Raw genomic sequence first — 20371 nt, 5'->3', positions numbered from 1 at the left:
TTATTGGCAATACATTGAAACGAAGCCCGCAGCAAGCGGGCTTTTTTTTTCCCGCCTCCCGTCCTCCCCCGTTGGCCCCCGAATTGGCGCAGCTGCGCCCACACAGGAGTAAATGCATGGCTAAAGAAGAACTGATCGAAATGAGTGGCGTCGTGTCCGAAGCGCTGCCGGAACTGCGTTTCCGCGTGGACCTGGACAACGGCCACAAGCTGATCGCCTACACCTCGGGCAAAATGCAAAAGAACCACATCCGCATCCTGGCGGGTGACAAGGTGACGCTGGAGCTGTCGCCGTACGACCTGACCAAAGGCCGCATCATTTTCCGCCACATCGAAAAGCGCGGCCCGGCGCCCGCGCAAGGCTTCCCGCGCCGCCGCTAAACCGCGCGCCCATCGAGCTGAGCCGCATTCGGGGTCTGACCCCGAATGCGGCTCAGCTCGTTTACGGCAGGACTTGCAGTGCGAGGCCGGAGGCCATGCCGGGCGCGTGGTAGACGCGCTGCGTGGCTTTCTTGAAGTCCTCGGCCTTGGCGCGCGGGATGTCCATGAAGGTTTGCGGGTTCAGGTCCACCAGCGGGAACCAGGAACTTTGCACGTGCACCATGATGCGGTGGCCGCGCCGGAAGGTGTGGTTGACGTTGCCGATACTGTAGTTCAGCGCTTCCACTTTGCCCGGTACGAAGGGCTCGCCCTTCTCGAAGCCGTGGCGGAACTTGCCGCGCAGCGGGTTGCCGCGCACCAGCTGCTGGTAGCCCGCCATGTTCACTTGCGGCGCCCCCACGTCGTGCTCTTCTTCCTTGCCCGTTTCCTTGCCCGCTTCCTGCTTCGGATAGTCGTCCGGATACACGTCGATCAACTTGACTACCCAGTCGGCGTCGGTGCCCGTCGTCGAGACGAACAGCTTCGGCGACACCGTGCCCACCACCGTCACATCCTCTTCCAGTGCTTCGCTGCGGTACACCAGCACGTCCGGCCGCGAGGCGGCGAAGCGCTGGTCGGACACCATGTATTCCTTCGGCACGCCGGTCGCCGGGTAGCCGATGTAGGGCACCGGCCTGGCCGGGTCGCTTACGTATTCGTCGTAGCCGGCGCCGCTCATGGCCGCCGGCGTGGCCGGCTGCTGCCAGCCCAGCGTGCCGTTCGGGCCGAAGTACAGCGTGCGCGCCCTGGCTTGCTGCGGCGGCCACGCGCTGTAGCTGCGCCAGACGTTGCTGCCGGTCTCGAACACGCGCACGTTGGGCGCGGCCGGTCCTTTTTCGTCCTTCAGGTGCTGCTCGAAGAAGGGCAGCAGGATGTGCTGGCGGTAGTAGTCCGAGGTCTTGGCGTCGAAGCGCACGTGGCCCATGCGCTTGCCTTCGTCGACCGCCCAGCCGCCGTGCACCCACGGGCCGATCACCAGGCCGTTGTAGATGCCGGCGTTGTTGCGCTTGATGGACTGGTAGGTGGTGAACGGGCCTTGCAGGTCTTCCGCGTCGAACCAGCCGCCCACCGTCAGCACGGCGGCCTTGATGTTCTTCAGGTGCGGCGCGATGTTGCGGCTTTGCCAGAAGGCGTCGTAGGTGCTGTGCTCGACGTTGGGCCAGAACAGCGCGCGCTGCTTGTCGCTCATGGTGGCGCCGATTTTTTCCAGCGTGCGGTGCTTCAGGAAGAAGTCGTAGCCGTCGCTCACGCCGTAGTCGAAGTCGGTCCAGGTGGCCGGCAGCGGCGTCGGGTTCTGCTCTTCGGTGAAGGCGGCGTAGAAGTCGAAGTTGGCGGCCAGCATGAAGGCGCCGCCGTGGTAGGAGTCGTCGTTCATGTACAGGTCGGTCACCGGCGCTTGGGGCGAGGCGGCCTTGATGGCCGGGTGCGAGTCGATGATGCTGGCCGAGGTGTAGAAGCCGGGATACGAGATGCCGTGGATGCCGACCTTGCCGTTGTTGTTGGGGACGTTCTTCAGCAGCCATTCCACGGTGTCGTACATGTCCTGGCTTTCGTTGCCTTCGCCCGGTTGGCGCTTGGCGTTGACGTGCGGCGTCATTTCCTGCCATTTGCCTTCGGACATGAAGCGGCCGCGCACGTCCTGCTTGACGAAGATGTAGCCGCTGGTCTCGAACTCGCGCGACGGGCCGATGCGCTTGGGGTAGAAATCCACGCCGTAGCGCAGCTTCTCGTCCACCGTCACGCCGGCGCTGTAGGGCGTGCGCTGCATCAGGAAGGGATAGCGTTTGGAGCTGTCCTTGGGCACGTAGACAGTGGTGAACAGGCGCACGCCGTCGCGCATGGGGATGCGGTATTCGTACTTGGTGTAGTGCTCGCGCAGCGAGTAGGTGTCGGCCGGGGCGGCGGGGGCGTCGTCGCGGGCGGCGGAGGCGGCCGAGGTGGCGGCATGGGCCGGGCCGAAGGCCAGCAGCAGGCCGAAGGCCAGGGCGGAAAGTGGGGAGCGCAGTGCGGTCATGGGCGGTCACAAAGTCGGGGCTGAGCCCGGCAGTGTAACCCGCTCTGTCCGTATCTTGTCAATTTGAATAGGCGTTGCGCTGGCGTTCCTGGAACTTCAGCCGGTCCAGCTTGGCCGCGTACAGGTCGTGGTCGCTGCGCGTGGTGCTGTTGTCCATCGCCAGCTTCATGTGCTTGTCGGCGGTTTTCATGTCGCCCAGGTAGTAGGACGCCACCGCCAGCCAGAAGTGGAACTCGTGGTAGTAGGGCGCGCGGTCCACTTCGCGCGCGAACAGCTGGCGCGCCTTCTTGTAGTCGCCGTCCTTCATGGCTTGCTGGCCAAGGTTGAAATAGTGGAAAGGCGGATAGGGATCGAGCCGCGCCAGCTCTTCGCGCAGCGCGGCCGCCTCCAGCGGACGGCCCAGGTTGTCCAGCACCTGCACCAGGTTGAACATGGCGATGGTGTTGTTCGGCTGCAGCACCTGGGCGTAGCGCAGCGCCGCCTCGGCGTGCTGCAGGTTGCCGTGGTGCTGGTAGACGATGGCCAGCGTGTTGTAGGGGCTGAAGAAGGTGGGGTCCGCCACGGTGGCCTTGCGCGCCCACCAGTAGGCCCGGTTCAATTCCTTGCGCGCCAGCGACTCGGCGGCGCGGTTGTTCATGAACATGGCGATGATGCGGTTTTCCGAAATGGGGATGGTCACCAGGTTCTTGGTTTCGGCCGGCGGCTCGAAGTCCACCACCATGAATTGGTTGGGTTCCACGCTATGCACGTCCTTCATGCGCGGCTTGCCCAGCACCAGGTTCACGTGGCCGCTGGCGAAGTACAGGTTGCCGCTGCGGCTCCAGGTTTCGTCGGTGGTGACGGCCTGGTATTGCACCGTCATGTCCATTTCGCGCGCCATGGCCGCCGTCATCACCACCAGCGACAGGCAGTTGCCGCGCCGCGCCTGGAAGGTCTGGGCGGCGTTGCGCGTCATGGTGGAGTCGTATTCAAGCTGGAGCTGGTCGCGCTTGTAGAGCGCGTCGAACAGGATCAGCTGCGGCTCGCGCTTGGCGCGCGAGAATGCCAGCGTCTGCGCATACTTCTTCATCTCGTCGGTGAGGGCGAAAATCTGGTCGGCGCCGATGTCGGCATCGGGCTGGCCGAACAGTTCGTCGTGGAAGAGCTGCGGCGGAGGCGGTGGCGGCGCCACGGTGGCGCAGCCGGTCAGCAGCTGGAAGGCAAGCAGGGATGTGAGCAGGGCAGCAAAGCGTTTCATGGTACACCTCCATGAAACAAGTATCCTCGGCTGCCATGTCACTGTCAAACGGCAATTATGCGGCGCTGCCGCATGCCGCTTCAGGCCAGAGGGCGGGCGTCCACGGGCTGGTTCCGGGCGTCGAATTGCTGCGCCACGGACACGCTGTGCAGGCCGATGGTGGCCAGCGCGTCGGCGATGTCGTCCACTTCCATCTGCAGGTCGCAGCCCAGGTCGATCGGCTTGTCGCACGACAGGATGGCCGGCCCGCCCGGCGCGGCGTACAGGTTCACGCGCAGCACCATGTCGCCGCGCACGTCGGCCGGGGCGATGACGGCGGCTGCGCCCGGATGCGCCTGCAGCGCCTGGCCCAGTTTCGCCATCATGTCCAGCATTGCGTATTCGGACTGGGCCTGCTCCTTGGCGCCGTAGAACAGGTCCTGGTACAGGAAGTTCAGTTCCAGCGGGCGCGCGCCGGCCAGGCAGCGCTGCACCAGCGGCGCGGCCTTGAGGGTCCATTGGCGGTAGCGCTCCATGCGCGCGGCGTAGTACGCGTCCTGTTCCTGCTCGCCCTCCGGGGCGTGGTAGAAGGCGTCGTCGGCGCGCTTGAGCGCAAAGCCCAGCAGGAAGCGCAGCTCCACCGCGGTGTCGTCCGCGCCGAAGGCGGTGGCGGCCCAGCCGCCCATGCTGCGCTCGAGCGCGGGCGCGGCCTGCATCTTCTTCTCCGTCATGGAGGTGGCCGCTTCGCGCACCATGGCGTTCAGCTGGCTGTAGCTGACGCGGTCGATCTCGTCCAGGTCGTAGGCGTGCTGCACCAGCACCACCCTGGCCTTGGGGCTTTCCAGGCCGTCCTTGGTGAAGCTTTGCAGCAGTGCTTCGAACGCGGCTTCGTCCTGGAATTCCTGCGCCTGCACCAGGCCGCCCGTGCTGTGCACGAACACCGGAATGGCGAAGGCGTTGATCTCGATGTCGGGCTGGCCTTCGCGCCGGATCAGCACGGTGCCGGCGGCGTCTTCCACCGTTTCACGCAGCAGGCGGTAGGCATCCACGTCCTCGAAGCGGGCCAGCTCGATGGCGCTGTAGAGCAGCTCGTCCTTCTTCTGCTGCACGTATTTGCGCACTTGGCGCGGGAACTCGGCGGCTTTCTGGCGCAGCTCGGCGCTCAGCTGTTCGCCGTCTTCCTGTTCGGCGAGTTCCAGCGCGGCGGCGCACAGCGCCTCGGCCAGGAATTCTTCTTTTTCTTCGGGTGGGGTGCTGTTCTTGCGGGGAGCGGGGCGCTTATTTTTAGGCATGTTGTGCGCTGATGGAGCGTTTAGTGTTCAATGTTCAGTGTGGAAGGTTTCGTGCAATTCGTCGAGCAGGTCGGCCGTTTCGTCCTCGGACAGGCCGAGGTGGGCGCAGGCGATGGCGCCGCCCTTGTCCCATTCCAGCGAGCTGCCGTAGCCGTGGAAGCGCTGGATGCCTTTCTCGGCCAACACGGAGAGCGCGACCAGCGAGCGCACCGCGTCGTCGGTGGCGTCGTCGTTCATGACGGCGTAGTCGTGGTGGTGCAGGATGGCCCAGGACACGTCCGGCGACAAGCCCCAGTTGCGCGCCAGCAGGCAGCCGATGGCGGCGTGGTTGGTGCTGTGGCGGGCGTCCTCGACCAGCGTGAACTTGCGCTCGGCGTCGCGGCTGGCGATGGCGAAGGTGTCCTTGTAGTCGGGGAAGCGGCTCATCAGCAGCGGCACGCCGATGTCGCAAAACAGGCCGAAGGTGTGGGCGATGTCCGGCGGCGCGATGCGCAGCTTGCGGGAGGTGAACACGAGTGCCTGGGCGCGGCGCGCCGAGGTTTCCCAGAAGCTGTCCAGGTTGCCGTCCTTGCCGTCGATGGCCTGGCGCGCCAGCAGCCCGGTCAGCAGGGCGGCGCACTGGTTGATGCCGAGGAAATTGATGGCCTGCTCCACCGACTTGGCCTTGCGCGCGGCGCCGAAGAAGGGCGAATTGGCCAGTTTCAGCAGCGCGCCGGACATGCCGACGTCGTTGCCGATGATGCGGGCGATGCGGCGCGGCGACGGGTCGGACTCGGCCAGCTCCCGTTGCAGATCGACCAGCAGGCTGGGGCGCGGCGGTATGCGGATCGAGCGCAGCAGTGCGTCTTCTACCGTGGAGGCGATTACCGGGGCTGGGGCTGCTACTGTGGTCATGATGGTTAAGGGCGGGTCCGCACGAATTGCTGATTATCGCTTGTTAAGCATTGCTGTAGCGCAAAATTCCAAGAAAAAAATGTAAATGCGGCGTAGGCGGAACGAAACATTGGCAGTTGTGCACCGGGCGCAAGCGGGCCGGGCGCGCTACTATTGTGCTTATGACTACTTTCATTGCCGGGATAGATTTTAGCGCACCTTCGCACGAGGTGGCGCCGCAGCTCATCGGGGTAACGGTGCTGGTGAACGGCGTGGGCGGGCGCATCGTGGAAACCGAGGCCTACGACATGACCGAGCCGGCCGCGCACACCTTTGGCGGCCCGAGCGCGCGCAATGCCGCCATGTTCGGGCCGCCGGGGCATGCTTATGTGTATCTGTCGCACGGCATTCACTGGTGCCTGAATTTCGTGTGCCGCGAGCCGGGGCACGGGGCCGGGGTGCTGATCCGGGCCATCGAGCCGCTGGCGGGGCTGGACGCGATGCGGGTGCGGCGCGGCGGCGAGGACGTGCGCATGCTGTGTTCCGGGCCGGGCAAGCTGTGCCAGGCGATGGGGGTGACGCGCACGGAACACAACGGCAAGGCGCTGACCGCGCCGCCGTTCGAGCTGCTGGCGCGCGGCGCGTGGGAGGCACGCACGGGGCACGGGGCAGCTGCGGCTGCGGCGGCGCTGGTGGTGGCCGTGGGGCCGCGCATCGGCATCTCGAAGGCGGTGGAGCTGCCGTGGCGCTTCGGCGAGGCTGGGTCGCGCTTTTTGAGCCGGCCGTTCCGGTAGCGCCGCCGGCTTGCGAGCATGGCGGGTTAGGGCGCAGCCCGTAACCCGCCGGGGGGGCGCTGGCGCTGGCGCGGCGCGGGCTGCGTCACCGCCAGCTCGCGCATCGGGCTGCTTGCTGCGCGGCGCTCGCCGTGCGGCGCCGCCGCTGGCGCGGGCTGCTCACTCCCGCCCGCGTCGTCCAGTTGGAACACGCCCACCGCCAGCGACAGCTGCGCGGCCTGCTCCTGCAGGCTTTCGGCGGCGGCGGCGGCCTGTTCCACCAGCGCGGCGTTCTGCTGCGTCACGTCGTCAATCCGCTCCACGGCCTGGTTCACTTCCGTGATGCCTTGCGCCTGCTCGGCGCTGGCGCTGCTGATGCGGGTGATGATGTCGTTCACTTGCTGCACCGATGCCACGATGTCGTCCATGCTGCTGCCGGCCTGGTTCACGCAGGCGCTACCGCTGTCGATGGTGGCCACCGAGGCGGCGATCAGTGCCTTGATCTCCTTGGCGGCGGCGGCCGAGCGCTGTGCCAGCGTGCGCACTTCGGACGCCACCACCGCGAAGCCGCGCCCGGATTCGCCCGCGCGCGCCGCCTCCACCGCCGCGTTCAGCGCCAGGATGTTGGTCTGGAAGGAGATGCCGTCGATCACGCCGATGATCTCCACGATCTTGCGCGAGCTGGCCCGTATGCTGTCCATGCTGGTGACGGCTTGCGCCACCGCCGCGCCGCCCTTGCTGGCCAGCCCGCTGGCGCTGGCCGCCAGTTCGCAGGCCAGGCGCGCGTTGTCGGCGTTCTGCCGCACCGCCTGCGTCAGGTTCTGCATGGCGCTGGCGGTTTCCTCCAGCGACGCGGCCTGGCGCTCGGTGCGGTTGGACAGGTCCATATTGCCGCTGGCGATTTCGTGCGAGGCGGTGTCGATCGACTGCACCGCGCCCAGCACGGTGCGCAGGGTCTGGTTCAGCTTGGCGATGGTCTGGTCCAGCGCGCGCGCCGTGTCGGCGATTTCGTCGCGGCCTTCGTTGCGCTTGCCCAGCGCGAGGCGGCCGGCGGCCAGTTCGCGCACCGCGTTGCCGATGGCGTGGATGTCGCGCAGCAGCGCCGCGCGCACCCGTATCGTGGCCAGCAGAGACAGCGCGATCGACAGCAGCACCAGCCCGGCCATGGTGACGCCCAGCGCGTGGAAATCGGCGCGCGCCTGCGCGTGGGCCTGCTCGCTGAGCGTCTTCTCCAGCGCGGCCAGCTTGCCCAGCTGCTCGTTGAGCAGCACGAACTGGGCCTCGGCCTTGGCCATGGAATTGGTGGCGATGGACTGGTCGATGGCGGAGATTTCCATGGTCTCGAGCACCAGCTTGCGGTAGCCGGCCAATGCCTGCGCCGACGCGTCCACGATCTTGCGCTCGGCCGGATCGGCCACGTCGGCCAGCGCCGCCAGCTGCTTTTCCACGCCGGCGTGGCGCGCCTTGATCTGCGCGCTGAGCGCGTCCAGCCGCGCCTGCGCGAAGCTGCCGTTGATCCAGGCCAGCAGCTGGTAGATGTTGGCGTGCGCGAACCTGGCGTCGCCCATCACGCCGGCGGTCGCCTGCAGGCGCGCGGCGCGCACCTGCACCAGGTTTTCCATCGACGCGTTCTGGCGCACCATGCCGTAGTAAGCGCTGGCCGAGGTGACCACCAGCAGTACCAGCACCAGGCAGGGCGCCAGCAGCAGTTTCGGTCCGATCCGCAATTTGTTCAGCATGGCAGCCTCCCCGGCAATGTGCACTCCGCTACTGCTATTTTTTGTAGATGCCGGCTTCCAGCACCACGTCGCCCACCCGCAGGATGTAGGTGGTCTTCGGCTCGATCTTGCCGGTGGCCGGATTCTTGTACATATAGTCCACCCAGCCCTTGCCCTTCCTGGCGGCCAGCTCGATGATCTCGCGGCGGTACTTCTTGCCGTTGGCGTCCGGCACGTCGGTCAGGTCCTTGCCGACAATGGCGGGGTTTACCGGATGCGCCAGCACGATGCCGGTGTTGATGTCCCGCATGTCCACGTACAGCGAGCCCTGCAGGAAGTCCGGGTCCTTGGCGCTGATCTTCTTCATCATCTCTTCCTTTCCGTTGGCCTTGATGAAGGCCGCGCCGCGTTCGGCCATGGCGATGGCGTCTTTTTCGGTGGGCTCGGTGCTGGCCCAGGCGCCGGCGGTGCCGAGGCACAGCAGGGTGCCGATCAGGATGCGTTTCATGGAGGTCCTCCAGGTTGGGTTGTGTGTCGGAATACTTTACGTCCGGCAGGCGGAGTCCGAATTGCGATAACGCAAGCTTGCTGCGGGTCATGTTATTGCCATGCAGATGCGTCAAAAAATTGTCCCTTTCTGAAAAATAGCCGGGTCCAAATTGATGTACGGCAATCCGTGTTTTCCTGTGATAACTACGATGAAATTCCCATCAGACAGGAGATCGCAATGACCGCCAGCCCCGTGCCCGTGAAGTTCAAGCCCTACACCCGCCAGACCATCAAGCAGGCCCGCCAGTGGGAATGGATGCCGGACGAGTTGCGCGAAGCGACGCAGGTGGTGTCGCACGTACTGCCGTTCCGCACCAACGAATACGTGCTGGACCAACTGATCGACTGGAACAAGGTGCCGGACGATCCGATCTACCGGCTGGTGTTCCCGCACCGCGACATGCTGGCGCCGGAGGAGTACGCCCACCTGCGCGACCTGGTGCTGGTGAAGAAGGACGACGCGGCCATTGCGCAGTACGTGCACGGCATCCGCATGCGCATGAACCCGCATCCTGCAGGGCAGATGACGCACAACGTGCCGCGCGTGAACGACGCGCCGCTGAAAGGCTTGCAGCACAAGTACAAGGAGACGGTATTGTTCTTCCCGAGCGCGGGCCAGACTTGCCACGCCTACTGCACTTTCTGCTTCCGCTGGCCGCAGTTCGTGGGCATGGACGACATGAAGTTCGACGCGAAGGAAACCACGCAGCTGGCGGCCTATCTGCGCGAGCACCAGGAAGTGACGGACGTGCTGATCACCGGCGGCGATCCGCTCATCATGAACACGCGCTCGCTGGCCGAGTTCATCGAGCCGCTGCTGGCGCCGGGGCTGGCGCATATCCAGAACATCCGCATCGGCACCAAGTCGGTGGCGTACTGGCCGCAGCGCTTCGTGTCGGACAAGGATGCGGACGATTTGCTGCGGCTGTTCGAGCGGGTGGTCGCGTCGGGCAAGAACATGGCCATCATGGGGCACTACAACCATGCGGTGGAGCTGCGCCAGGAGATTGCGCAGAAGGCGGTCAAGCGCATCGTCGGCACGGGCGCCACCTTGCGCATGCAGGGGCCGCTGATCCGGCACATCAACGAGGACCCGAAGAGCTGGGCCGAGCTGTGGACCACCGGCGTGCGGCTGGGGGCTATTCCCTACTATATGTTCGTGGAGCGCGACACGGGGCCGCGCGAGTATTTCCAGTTGCCGCTGGCGCGCGCGCACGAGATTTTCCAGCAGGCTTACCAGATGGTGTCCGGCTTGTCGCGCACGGTGCGCGGGCCGTCCATGAGCGCGTTCCCGGGCAAGGTGGTGATCGACGGCGTGGCCACCGTCGCGGGCGAGAAGGTGTTTGCCTTGCAGTTCCTGCAGGCGCGCAATGCGGACTGGGTACGCAAGCCGTTTTACGCGAAATTCGATCCGGCGGCGACGTGGATGGATGACCTGGTGCCGGCGTTCGGCAAGGAGAGGTTCTTCTTCGAGGAGGGGGAGGCGGCGCCGCGCAAGGTGATCCGGCTGGCTTCCGCGCGCGGCGATGCGGTGCTGCCGCCGTCCGGCTGCGGCACGCATAGCAATGCTGCCTGATGGAGAGGATGCCATGGCTGATGCGGATTCCGCCGCTGCTGATGCTGCTGCTGATGCCGCTGCTGCTGCTGCTGCTGCTGATGCCGCTGGCGGCGCTTGGCGGGTTACGGCTTCGCCTAACCCGCCCTACGGTGGCGCGCCGGTTCCGCTGCGCGCGCGTTCCTGGCTGGATTATGGGGTGCCGGCCGTTATCGGCCGGGTGCGCGTGCCGGGGACGCTGCCGGGCGTGCAGGTGTTCTTTCTGGTGTTTCTGCCGTTTGCACTCGGCCACTATATCTCCAGCCTGCTGCGCAATGTGAACGCCATCCTGGCGCCACACTTGATGGCGGAACTGGCGCTGACGCCGGCGCAGCTTGGACTGCTCACCAGCGCTTACTTTTTCTCTTTCGCGCTGGTGCAGCTGCCGGTGGGGATGGCGCTGGACCGCTACGGCCCGCGCCGCGTGCAGTTCCTGATGCTGTGCGTGGCGGCCTCCGGCTCGCTGGCCTTCGCCGGCAGCCGCGAGCTGGACCAGCTGCTGCTGGCGCGCGCGCTGATGGGCGTCGGGCTGGCCGGCTGCTTCATGGCGGCCGTGAAGTCCATCTCCACCTGGATCTCGCCGGCCAGGCTGCCTTCGGTGCAGGGCTATCTGATCGCCGCCGGCGGCCTGGGCGCGGCCAGCGCCACCTTGCCGGTGCGCCTGGCGCTGCACTACGTGGACTGGCGCTGGCTGTTCGTTGCGCTGGCCGGCGGCTGCGCCATCATCGCGCTGCTGATCTACCTGCTCGCGCCCACGCCAACCGAGGCCCAGCGCAAGCCGCAGCGCATGCCCATGCGGCGCATGCTGGCCGAGGTGTACGCGCATCCCGTGTTCCGCGAAACGGCCTGCCTGGTGCTGGTGCCGCACGCGGTGTTCTTCGGCATCCAGGGCCTGTGGATCGCGCGCTGGCTGAACGACGTGGCGCGCTTCGACCAGCAAGCCATCGCCTGGCTGCTCTACCTCGGGATGGCGGCCGTCATCTTTGGCGCCATCTCGGTCGGCATGATCACCGAATGGGCCGCGCGCAAGAACATCGCGCCGCTCAGCGTGGCCGCCGCCGGCATTGCGCTGTACGTCGCCGTCCAGTGCGGCTTTGTGGTTGACTGGGCGCCCAGCTACCAGCTGCTGTCGGTGCTGTTCACACTGGTGGGCACCATTACCGGCATCGAGTACGCCATCGTCGCGCAGGCCATGCCGCCGGGCCTCACGGGACGCGCGTCCACTTGCCTGAACCTGTTGATCTTCCTGGGCGCGTTCGCCGTGCAGGCCGGCTTCGGCGCCATCGTCGGCCTGTGGCGGCCGGACCTCTCGCAGCACTATCCCGCCATCGCCTACCGCACCGCGTTCGGCGTGCTGGTGCTGCTGCAAGCGGCGGGGCTGATACGCTTCCTGGTGCGCCGCCGGGGTGCTGCCGCGCGATCCGGTAAAATGGCGGCTATCAACTCCAAGGAAGACTATGAAACTGGTTCGTTACGGCCGTCCCGGCAAAGAGAAGCCCGGCCTGATTGATGATGAAGGCAAGCTGCGCGACCTGTCCGGCGTGATCGATGACATCGGCCCCGAACAGCTGTCCGACAAGGCCATCAAGAAGCTGTCCAAGATTCCGCACGCGGACCTGCCCCTGGTGCGCGGCAACCCGCGCATGGGCGTGCCGGTGGCGAAAGTGGGCAAGTTCATCGGCATCGGTTTGAACTACTACGACCACGCGGCCGAAATGAACCTGCCGATTCCGAAGGAACCCATCGTGTTCATGAAGGCCGTCACCTGCCTGTCCGGTGCGGACGATCCGGTGATGCTGCCTAAGGGCTCGAAGAAGACCGACTGGGAAGTGGAGCTGGGCATCATCATCGGCACCCGCGCGCGCTATGTGAGCGAGAAGGACGCCGAGAAGCATATCGCCGGCTACTGCGTGATCAACGACCTGTCCGAGCGCGAGTACCAGCTGGAGCAGGGCAGCCAGTGGGACAAGGGCAAGGGCTGCGACACCTTCGGCCCGGTCGGCCCGTGGCTGGTGACGCGCGACGAGGTCTACCACATCGACAAGCTGGACCTGTACCTGGAACTGAACGGCAAGCGCATGCAGACCGGCAGCACCGAGAACATGATCTTCTCGGTGAGCCGCATCGTCAGCTACCTGTCGCAGTACATGACCTTGGAACCGGGCGACGTGATCGCCACCGGCACCCCGCCCGGCGTGGGCAATGCCCGCAAGCCGAAGCGCTTCCTGAAGAAGGGCGATTTCATGCGCCTCGGTATCGCCGGCCTGGGCGAGCAGCAGCAGGACGTGATCGAGTACCAGCAGTATTGATATCGCCGCGGCGGGTTACGAGATCTCGCGCCACGTCACCCCGTAGGGCGGGTTAGCGCGCAGCGCGTAACCCGCCGGCTCAGGCCAGCGCCCCCGCCAGCGCCTCCCGCAGCCGCATCACGATCTCGCCCAGCTCCGCCTCGGTGGCGATGAACGGCGGCGCCAGCAGCACATGGTCGCCCTGCTCGCCATCGATGGTGCCGCCCATCGGATACACCATCAGCCCGCGCGCCATGGCCGCCTCCTTCACCGCCGCGTGCACCCGCGCCGACGGCGCGAACGGCTGCTTGCTGTCGCGGTCCTGCACCAGCTCCAGCGCCCAGAACAATCCCCTGCCGCGGATGTCGCCCACGTGCGGATGGTTGCCGAAGGCGTCCTTCAGCATGCGCCGGAAGGCCGCGCCGCGCACCGTCACCGCGCCCAGCAGGCAGTCGCGCTGGATCACCCGCTGCACCGTCAGCGCCGCCGCCGCCGCCACCGGGTGCCCGATGTAAGTGTGCCCGTGCTGGAACACGCCGCTGCCCTCGCGGATGCGCTGCACCACGTGCTCGCGCGCCACCACCGCGCCGATCGGCTGGTAGCCTGCGCCCAGGCCCTTGCCCAGCGCCACCAGGTCCGGCAGCACGTTCTCCTGCTCCACCGCGTACAGTGTGCCGGTGCGCCCCATGCCGCACATCACCTCGTCCGCGATCAGCAGCATGCCGTACTTGTCGCACAGCGCGCGCACGCCCTTGAAGTAGCCCGGCGTGGGCGGTACGGCGCCGCCGGTGGCGCCCACCACCGGCTCGGCGCAAAAGCCGATCACGTTCTCCGGTCCGGCCGCCAGGATCTCGGCCTCCAGTTCCGCCAGCAGCGAGGCCGTGTAGTCGCCCAGCGTCTGCTGCGGCAGGCGGTCGCGGTATTCATAGCAGGCCGACACACGCCGCACATCCATCAGCAGCGGCGCGAAATGCCTGCGGCGGAATTCATTGCCGCCCAGGGCCAGCGCGCCCAATGTGTTGCCGTGGTAGCTCTGGCGGCGCGCGATGAACACGCTGCGCTGCGGCTGGCCGCTCTCCACGAAAAATTGGCGCGCCAGCTTGAGCGCGGTCTCCATCGCTTCCGAACCGCCGGACACGAGATAGACGTGGTTCAGGTCGCCCGGCGCATCGAACGCCAGGCGCGTGGCCAATTCCTCGGCAACTTCCGTGGTGAAAAAACCGGTGTGGGCGTAGGCCAGGCGGTCGATCTGCGCGTGCATGGCGGCCAGCACGTCGGGATGGCCATGGCCCAGGGAGGAGACGGCAGCGCCGCCGCTGGCATCCAGGTAGGTGTTGCCACGGCTGTCGCGGATGGCGATGCCTTTGCCGCCGACGGCTATCGGCGGCGTGTGACGCAGGCTGCGGTGAATAATGTGGCTCATGTCGTCCTCACGGTGATGTGGAGAAACGACGATAGAACGCCCCGCAGCCAAGGGCGTTGATATTGCTCAACGACTACGTTTGCGGGCTACTGCTCCCACCAGCGCCATGCCAGCCAACAGCATGCCGTAGGTTGCCGGCTCGGGGACGGCAGGGATGTTCATCGACAGCAGGCTGCCGACCTTGTCCGGGCTGTCGCCTTCATACATGCCGACCTTCAGGTGCGGCGACGTGAAGTTCTGCGTGCCGCCGGCGAAGGTGAACTCGAACACCATGTCGTCGGTCAGCGCCAGGTGGCTGCCGAATGCGCAAATCTTCATCGCATTCGCGCCGTTGACGCAACCGTTGGCGGACAGTTCATTGTTGTTGATCGTCCAGCTCAGGCCACCGGGTGGCGCGGCGGTCAGCGATACGCTGCTGAATGAGCCGACGTCCTTGATGCCGAGCATGCCCAGCGTGGTGGCGGTGGACCAGTCGCCGGTGGGGTTGGCGGCATCGATTTCCAGCCGCAGTACGTTGTCCATAAAGGACGACGTGAAAGTGACCCCCTGGAACGTCAGCACGCCTGCATTGGCGCTACCGCCAATGCCCAGACAGGCAGCAACTGCAAGGGGTGCTGCAATGCGCTTGAGAAATAACGACATAATGACTCCTTTATAAAAGAAGGGTTGGGACTGCCCTTCCATCAATAGCACATTGATAGCTTCAGGCTGCTCGAAAAAATCAATCGTGCGCGCTATTCCCATCGAATTTGCTGCTACTATTTCCTGATGACAGTTCGCCTCGGCCCCATTCCTTTCTCGCAGCTAACGCCGCAGCAACAGGCCGCAGCCCAGGCCATCATCGACGGCCCGCGTGGTGCGCTGTATGGTCCCTTTGTGCCGCTGATACGCAGCCCTGAACTGATGGAGTGTGCGCAGCGCATGGGCGAGTACCTGCGCTACCGCAGCGCCATCGGCACGCGGCTGTCCGAGCTGGCCATCCTGGTGACGGCGCGGCAGTGGGACCAGCAGGTGGAATGGGCGATCCACGCGCCCATCGCGTTGCAGGAGGGCCTCAGCCCGGCCATGGTGGAGGCGATCGCCGCGCGCCGCCGGCCCGAAGCCATGATGGACGACGAGGCGCTGGTGCATGATTTCTGCATTGAACTGCACCGGAACAAGCGGGTGTGCGACGCGACCTACAGCGCGGCATTGGCGCGCTTCGGTGAGCACGGCGTGGTGGATTTGATGGGCTTGAACGGTTATTACACGTTCCTGGCGATGGTGATGAATGCGGCGCAAACGGCGCCGCCGCCGTCGAGCGTAGCGCCGTTGCCGTAGCGAAGCTGTTTTGAGGCGGGGCTTGGCGGCGCGGCTTGGCGGATTACGCCCTGCGGGCTAATCCGCCCTACGTGCTTATTGCGGGGCGAGGCCGCGCGTGACGACGTCGGCCACGACTTCGTTGAGGTCCTTGCCGCTGTCTTTGGCGAGCGCTTGCAGCTGCGCTACCAAGTCGCTGTTGAGCTTGACGGCGAAGGGCACGAGGCCCAGCGCCTGGTCGCGGCGGCGCTGTTCGCGCTTGTCCACCGCGGCCGCCTCGGTGTTGCCGAATCCGGCCGCGCCCGGGGCAAGCATTTTGCCCATCAACTTCTTGGCGTCGCTTTTTGCCATGCCGGTTTTCTTCATTTTCTGCTTTCAGTGGTACTGCGGGGTTAGGCCAGGACCTTCTTGAGCCATGCGCTGATGTGCACAACCTCTTCCTGGCACAGCGAGTGCTGCATGTAATAGTCGTGCCATTCCACCTGGTAGCCCAGCTTGACCAGCAGGTCGCGCGAGGCTTCGGCGCGCGCCACCGGGATCACCGGGTCCATGCGTCCGTGCACCATGAAGATCGGGGTCTGCACGCTGGCTTCGCTGCGCTCGGCGGCAACCTTGTCGGCCAGCGGCACATAGCCGGACAAACACATCAGGCCGGCCAGCTTTTCAGGATGGCGCAGGCCGGCCTGCAGGGTCATGGCGCAGCCTTGCGAGAAGCCGGCCAGGATGATGCGGCTGGCCGGGATGCCGCGCGCTTTCTCGCGCGCGATCAGCGCCTCCACCTGCAGCCTGCGAGGTGCGCAGGCCTCGTTCGTCTTCCTGGCGTCCCAGGTCGGTGTGGACGATGTCGTACCAGGAGCGCATCACATAGCCGTTGTTGATGGTCACCGGCATGGTGTTCGCGTGCGGGAAGATGAAGCGGATGGCGGGCAGTCCGTCCAGGTCCAGTTCATTTACCATGGGCACGAAGTCGTTGCCGTCGGCGCCCAGGCCGTGCATCCAGATGATGGACACGGCCGGGTTGGTGCCCGATTCGATTTCGATGTTTTCCAGCAGTGCGGTCATTGCAAATCCTCAGGCAGGCTTGATTGCCGATTTGGGGCGGAATGCCTTGCAGACCGCCGGATTGGTTTCCATGTAGGGGCCGCCGATCAGGTCCACGCAGTAAGGCACGGCCGCGAAGATGCCGCCCACCAGCTGCTTGCCGTCGGCGTCCTTCAGGCCTTCCAGGGTTTCCTTGATGGCCTTGGGCTGGCCGGGCAGGTTCATCACCAGCGCCGCGTGATCGGGGTTGGCCCCCGGCGTTTCGCGGATCACGGCGGTCTGGCGCGACAGGATTGCGGTCGGCACGAAGGCCAGGCTGATCTGGCGCATCTGCTCGCCGAAGCCGGGCATTTCCTTGGTGCCGATGGCCAGCGTCGCTTCCGGCGTCACGTCGCGGCGCGACGGGCCGGTGCCGCCGGTGGTCAGCACCAGGTGGCAGCGCGCCGTGTCCACCAGTTCCACCAGCGTGGCCTCGATCTGCGCGCGCTCGTCCGGGATCAAGCGGGTTTCGACGCGGAAGGGCGTGGTCAGCGCGGACGCCAGCCAGTCCTGCAGCGCGGGCAGGCCCTTGTCTTCATACACACCGCCGCTGGCGCGGTCGGACACCGACACCAGGCCAATGACCAGCTCAGTCGGCGCGTTCCCCGCGTTCAGCTCACTCGCCATCTTCTTCGCTGTCCTCGTCCTCGCCTTCGGCATCGTCGGCCTTGGCCTTGCGGTGCTTGGCGTCGACCTGCTTCAGGATCTGGAAGATTTCACGGTAAGCCTTGGGCGGCTTGTTCTCGGCCTGCTCCTTGCGGGCGTTGCGGATCAGCGTGCGCAGGTGCTGCACGTCCAGTTCCGGGTTCTCCGACAGCAGCGTGGTGAGCGCGCCGTCGTCCACCAGCAGCTTGTCGCGGCGGCGTTCCAGCGCGTGCATGGCGGCCGTATCGGCCTTGGAGGCGCCTTTCCAGCCCTCGATGGTGCGCTGGATGACGGCGACTTCTTCCTCGTCCAGCGAGCGCATCTTCTTGCCCACGAACTGCATCGCGCGGCGGCGGCCTTCGTGATTAGTGATAGTTTGGCAAGTCAGGATGGCCTCTTTCACGTCCTCCGGCATCGGCACGCGCTTGACGCGGTCGCGCGGGGCTTCCACCAGCGCGGCGCCCAGCGCCTGCAGGGCGTCGGACTGGCGCTTGAGTTCTGTTTTGGATGGACGGCCGTATTCTTGTTCGAACTCGGAAGATTGGAAGCCGACGGCGCCCCGGTTTGCATTTGGCATGATAACTGTGAGGCAGGGCGTGAACCCGGCCTGTAAAAACTGTAAACGACTGCTATGATAACTGTTTTAACGGTCACCCGAAGAAAACACCACATGAGCGACTCCGCATTTAGCCACAGCCAGGATCAATTGAAGCAGCTTGCACGCGACGTTTTGGCGTATGCGCGCGAGAAAGGCGGCACCGATGCCGCCGTCGAGATCAGCGAGGGCAGCGGCTTGTCCGTCTCTGTGCGCAGGAGCAAAATCGAGACCATCGAGCAAAACCGCGACAAGGGCTTGGGCGTGACCGTGTTCATCGGCCAGAAGCGCGGCAACGCCAGCACCTCGGACTTTTCGGCCGCCTCGCTGCGCGCCACCGTGGACGCGGCCTACAACATCGCCAACTTCACGGCCGACGATGACTGCGCCGGCCTGGCCGACGAGGACATGCTGGAGAAGAACCCGCGCGACCTGCAGCTGTACTACCCGTGGCTGATCTCCACCGAAGAAGCGGTGGCGCTGGCGCAGCGCGCCGAAGCGGCCGCCTTCGAGGTGGACCCGCGCATCACCAACAGCGAAGGCGCCGGCGTGCACGTGCAGCAGTCGCACTTCGTGTCGGCCAACTCGCGCGGCTTCATCGGCGGCTACCCGTACTCGCGACACACGCTGTCGGTGGCGCCGATTGCCGGCAAGGGCGCCAAGATGCAGCGCGACGACTGGTACAGCTCGGTGCGCGACGCCGCCAAAATGGCCGCGCCGGAAGCCATCGGCCGCTACGCCGCCGAACGCGCGCTGGCCCGCCTGAACGCGCGCAAGCTCGACACCCGCACCTGCCCGGTGCTGTTCGAAGCGCCGCTGGCGGCCGGCCTGCTGGGCGCCTTCGTGCAAGCGACCTCGGGCGGCGCGCTGTACCGCAAGTCCACCTTCCTGCTCGACAGCCTGGGCAAGTCCGTGTTCCCGTCCCACATCCAGATCGAGGAAGACCCGCACGTCATCGGCGCGGTTGGCTCGGCCCCGTTCGACGAGGAAGGCGTGCGCACCCAGCGCCGCGACGTGGTCAAGGACGGCGTGGTGCAGGGCTATTTCCTGTCCACCTACTCGGCGCGCAAGCTGGGCATGAAAACCACCGGCAACGCCGGCGGCTCGCACAACCTGTCGCTGACGTCCTCGCTGACGAAGAAAAACGACGATTTCGTGGCCATGCTGAAGAAAATGGGCACCGGCCTGCTGGTGACCGAACTGATGGGCCAGGGCACCAACTACGTCACCGGCGACTACTCGCGCGGCGCGTCCGGCTACTGGGTGGAGAACGGCGTGATCCAGTACCCGGTGGAAGAGATCACCATTGCCGGCAACATGAAGGAAATGTTCCAGCAAATCGTCGGCATCGGCTCGGACGTGCTGGTGCGCGGCACCAAGCAGACCGGCTCCATCCTGATCGAAAAAATGGTTGTTGCAGGAAGCTAATTTTTCGTTGCAAGCTTGCCCACGTTTCCATACACTGTCCCCGGCATATTAAAAAAACCTAGGAGACAATGTATGGAACGCCGTTCATTCATTACCAAGGCCGCCGTCGGCGCCACCGCAGGCGTGATCGCCGCCCCGGCCCTGGCGCAGTCGCTGCCCACCATCAACTGGCGCCTGGCGTCCAGCTTCCCCAAGTCGCTGGACACCATCTTCGGCGCCGCCGACACCTTCACCAAGCGCGTCTCCCAGCTCACCGGCGGCAAATTCAACATCCGCTCGTTTGCGGGCGGCGAAATCGTCCCCGGCCTGCAGGTGATGGACGCGGTGCAGGCCGGCACCGTCGAGTGCGGCCACAGCGCCTCCTACTACTACTTCGGCAAGGACGCGACCTTCGCCTTCGACTGCGCCGTGCCCTTCGGCCTGACCTCGCGCCAGCACACGGCCTGGTACGACCAGGGCGGCGGCCGCGAACTGACCCGCGAATTCTTCAAGGGCTACGGCATCATCAACTTCCTGGGCGGTAACTCGGGCACGCAGATGGGCGGCTGGTTCCGCAAGGAAGTCAAATCCGTGGCCGACCTGAAAGGCACCAAGATGCGCGTCGGCGGCTTCGCCGGCAAGGTACTGGAACGCCTGGGCCTGGTGCCGCAGCAGCTGGCCGGCGGCGACATCTATCCGGCGCTGGAAAAGGGCACCATCGACGCGGCCGAATGGGTCGGCCCGTACGACGATGAAAAGCTGGGCTTCCACAAGGTGGCGCCGTTCTACTACGCGCCGGGCTGGTGGGAGGCGGGCGCCTCGTTCTCGTTCTACGTCAACATCAAGGAATGGGAAAAGCTGCCCAAGGAATACCAGGCCGCGATCGAATGCGCCTCCTACGAAGCGCACGTGGTGATGCAGGCCGAATACGACTTCCGCAACCCGACCGCGCTGGCGCGCCTGCTCAAGAGCGGCGTGAAGCTGCGCAACTTCCCGAAAGACATGATGGATGCCTGCTACAAGGCAGCGACCGACGTCATGAACGAAGAAGCGGCCAAGAACGCCAAGTTCGCCAAGATCTACGAGCCGTGGAAGAAGTTCCGCCAGGACCAGAACCAGTGGGCCTCGGTGGCCGAAGCGACGATGCAGAACTTCCTCATCAGCGCCGGCCGCGGCAAGTAAGCCA

19 protein-coding genes and 2 pseudogenes are annotated in these 20371 nt (G+C 65.7%); 9 read left to right on the top strand and 12 right to left on the bottom strand.

Translation table 11 applies throughout. The features are described 5' to 3' along the window. The first annotated feature begins 116 nt into the window (after positions 1-116). A complete protein-coding gene (gene infA / locus ACFJI2_RS23175) occupies positions 117-380 on the top strand; it encodes a translation initiation factor IF-1 (RefSeq protein ID WP_107874111.1) in 264 nt (87 codons plus the stop codon). 61 nt (positions 381-441) lie between these two features. Here the strand turns inward: infA and ACFJI2_RS23170 are convergent, their stop codons facing one another. From ACFJI2_RS23170 to ACFJI2_RS23155, 4 genes are all read right to left on the bottom strand, one after another. After that, positions 442-2433, bottom strand: a complete 1992-nt coding sequence (locus ACFJI2_RS23170; protein ID WP_377702093.1) for a CocE/NonD family hydrolase — start codon at positions 2431-2433, stop codon at positions 442-444. Between the two features lie 58 nt (positions 2434-2491). After that, on the bottom strand, positions 2492-3670 hold the full coding sequence (locus ACFJI2_RS23165; protein ID WP_377702092.1) for a tetratricopeptide repeat protein: 1179 nt from the start codon (positions 3668-3670) through the stop codon (positions 2492-2494). An 80-nt stretch (positions 3671-3750) separates the two neighbouring features. Further along, a complete protein-coding gene (locus ACFJI2_RS23160) occupies positions 3751-4941 on the bottom strand; it encodes a DUF2863 family protein (RefSeq protein WP_377702091.1) in 1191 nt (396 codons plus the stop codon). A 27-nt stretch (positions 4942-4968) separates the two neighbouring features. Beyond that, positions 4969-5835 carry an HDOD domain-containing protein gene (locus ACFJI2_RS23155; RefSeq protein ID WP_377702090.1) on the bottom strand — a complete coding sequence of 289 codons (867 nt, stop codon included), beginning with the start codon at positions 5833-5835 and terminating at the stop codon, positions 4969-4971. Between the two features lie 161 nt (positions 5836-5996). Between ACFJI2_RS23155 and ACFJI2_RS23150 the strand changes: the two genes are divergently transcribed. Continuing rightward, positions 5997-6608: a DNA-3-methyladenine glycosylase gene (locus ACFJI2_RS23150; RefSeq protein ID WP_377702089.1), complete on the top strand. Its 612-nt coding sequence runs from the start codon at positions 5997-5999 to the stop codon at positions 6606-6608. A 26-nt stretch (positions 6609-6634) separates the two neighbouring features. On the opposite strand, the gene ACFJI2_RS23145 is transcribed toward ACFJI2_RS23150, so the two are convergent. Both ACFJI2_RS23145 and ACFJI2_RS23140 read right to left on the bottom strand, forming a co-directional pair. Further along, positions 6635-8326 carry a methyl-accepting chemotaxis protein gene (locus ACFJI2_RS23145; RefSeq protein ID WP_377702088.1) on the bottom strand — a complete coding sequence of 564 codons (1692 nt, stop codon included), beginning with the start codon at positions 8324-8326 and terminating at the stop codon, positions 6635-6637. Between the two features lie 34 nt (positions 8327-8360). After that, positions 8361-8813: a cache domain-containing protein gene (locus ACFJI2_RS23140; RefSeq protein WP_377702087.1), complete on the bottom strand. Its 453-nt coding sequence runs from the start codon at positions 8811-8813 to the stop codon at positions 8361-8363. Positions 8814-8964: 151 nt separating this feature from the next. Here ACFJI2_RS23140 and ACFJI2_RS23135 point away from each other — a divergent pair, with 151 nt between their 5' ends. From ACFJI2_RS23135 to ACFJI2_RS23120, 4 genes are all read left to right on the top strand, one after another. Next, positions 8965-9036 carry a microviridin/marinostatin family tricyclic proteinase inhibitor gene (locus ACFJI2_RS23135; protein ID WP_377705889.1) on the top strand — a complete coding sequence of 24 codons (72 nt, stop codon included), beginning with the start codon at positions 8965-8967 and terminating at the stop codon, positions 9034-9036. Then, positions 9033-10430: a KamA family radical SAM protein gene (locus ACFJI2_RS23130; protein ID WP_377702086.1), complete on the top strand. Its 1398-nt coding sequence runs from the start codon at positions 9033-9035 to the stop codon at positions 10428-10430. The genes ACFJI2_RS23135 and ACFJI2_RS23130 overlap by 4 nt, the downstream gene beginning before the upstream one ends. Before the next feature lie 178 nt (positions 10431-10608). Next, on the top strand, positions 10609-11958 hold the full coding sequence (locus ACFJI2_RS23125; protein ID WP_377702085.1) for an MFS transporter: 1350 nt from the start codon (positions 10609-10611) through the stop codon (positions 11956-11958). Further along, complete coding sequence (locus ACFJI2_RS23120) at positions 11906-12757, top strand: fumarylacetoacetate hydrolase family protein (RefSeq protein ID WP_377702084.1); 852 nt, start codon at positions 11906-11908, stop codon at positions 12755-12757. The genes ACFJI2_RS23125 and ACFJI2_RS23120 overlap by 53 nt, the downstream gene beginning before the upstream one ends. 79 nt (positions 12758-12836) lie before the next feature. Here the strand turns inward: ACFJI2_RS23120 and ACFJI2_RS23115 are convergent, their stop codons facing one another. Both ACFJI2_RS23115 and ACFJI2_RS23110 read right to left on the bottom strand, forming a co-directional pair. Then, a complete protein-coding gene (locus ACFJI2_RS23115) occupies positions 12837-14159 on the bottom strand; it encodes an aspartate aminotransferase family protein (RefSeq protein ID WP_377702083.1) in 1323 nt (440 codons plus the stop codon). Between the two features lie 66 nt (positions 14160-14225). Then, positions 14226-14312, bottom strand: a pseudogene (locus ACFJI2_RS23110) (PEP-CTERM sorting domain-containing protein); the annotation flags it as partial. Between the two features lie 615 nt (positions 14313-14927). On the opposite strand from ACFJI2_RS23110, the gene ACFJI2_RS23105 reads away from it, so the two are divergent. Then, positions 14928-15479 carry a carboxymuconolactone decarboxylase family protein gene (locus tag ACFJI2_RS23105; protein ID WP_377702082.1) on the top strand — a complete coding sequence of 184 codons (552 nt, stop codon included), beginning with the start codon at positions 14928-14930 and terminating at the stop codon, positions 15477-15479. A 75-nt stretch (positions 15480-15554) separates the two neighbouring features. Here the strand turns inward: ACFJI2_RS23105 and ACFJI2_RS23100 are convergent, their stop codons facing one another. From ACFJI2_RS23100 to yjgA, 4 genes and pseudogenes are all read right to left on the bottom strand, one after another. Then, positions 15555-15824 carry a hypothetical protein gene (locus ACFJI2_RS23100; protein WP_377702081.1) on the bottom strand — a complete coding sequence of 90 codons (270 nt, stop codon included), beginning with the start codon at positions 15822-15824 and terminating at the stop codon, positions 15555-15557. Between the two features lie 26 nt (positions 15825-15850). Further along, positions 15851-16520 (bottom strand): annotated as a pseudogene (locus ACFJI2_RS23095) (alpha/beta hydrolase). A 9-nt stretch (positions 16521-16529) separates the two neighbouring features. After that, entirely contained in the window at positions 16530-17165 is a 636-nt protein-coding gene (gene mog, locus ACFJI2_RS23090; protein ID WP_377702080.1) for a molybdopterin adenylyltransferase, read from the bottom strand. After that, positions 17155-17760, bottom strand: a complete 606-nt coding sequence (yjgA, locus tag ACFJI2_RS23085; protein WP_132137916.1) for a ribosome biogenesis factor YjgA — start codon at positions 17758-17760, stop codon at positions 17155-17157. The genes mog and yjgA overlap by 11 nt, the downstream gene beginning before the upstream one ends. A gap of 93 nt (positions 17761-17853) precedes the next feature. On the opposite strand from yjgA, the gene pmbA reads away from it, so the two are divergent. Both pmbA and ACFJI2_RS23075 read left to right on the top strand, forming a co-directional pair. Beyond that, complete coding sequence (pmbA, locus tag ACFJI2_RS23080) at positions 17854-19206, top strand: metalloprotease PmbA (protein WP_377702079.1); 1353 nt, start codon at positions 17854-17856, stop codon at positions 19204-19206. Positions 19207-19278: 72 nt separating this feature from the next. Continuing rightward, positions 19279-20367, top strand: a complete 1089-nt coding sequence (locus tag ACFJI2_RS23075) for a TRAP transporter substrate-binding protein (protein ID WP_107874161.1) — start codon at positions 19279-19281, stop codon at positions 20365-20367. Positions 20368-20371 lie beyond the last annotated feature (4 nt).

It is taken from the genome of Pseudoduganella sp. UC29_71 (assembly GCF_042693265.1).
GTDB lineage: Bacteria > Pseudomonadota > Gammaproteobacteria > Burkholderiales > Burkholderiaceae_D > Rugamonas.
This window is presented reverse-complemented; position numbering and strand designations above follow the sequence as displayed.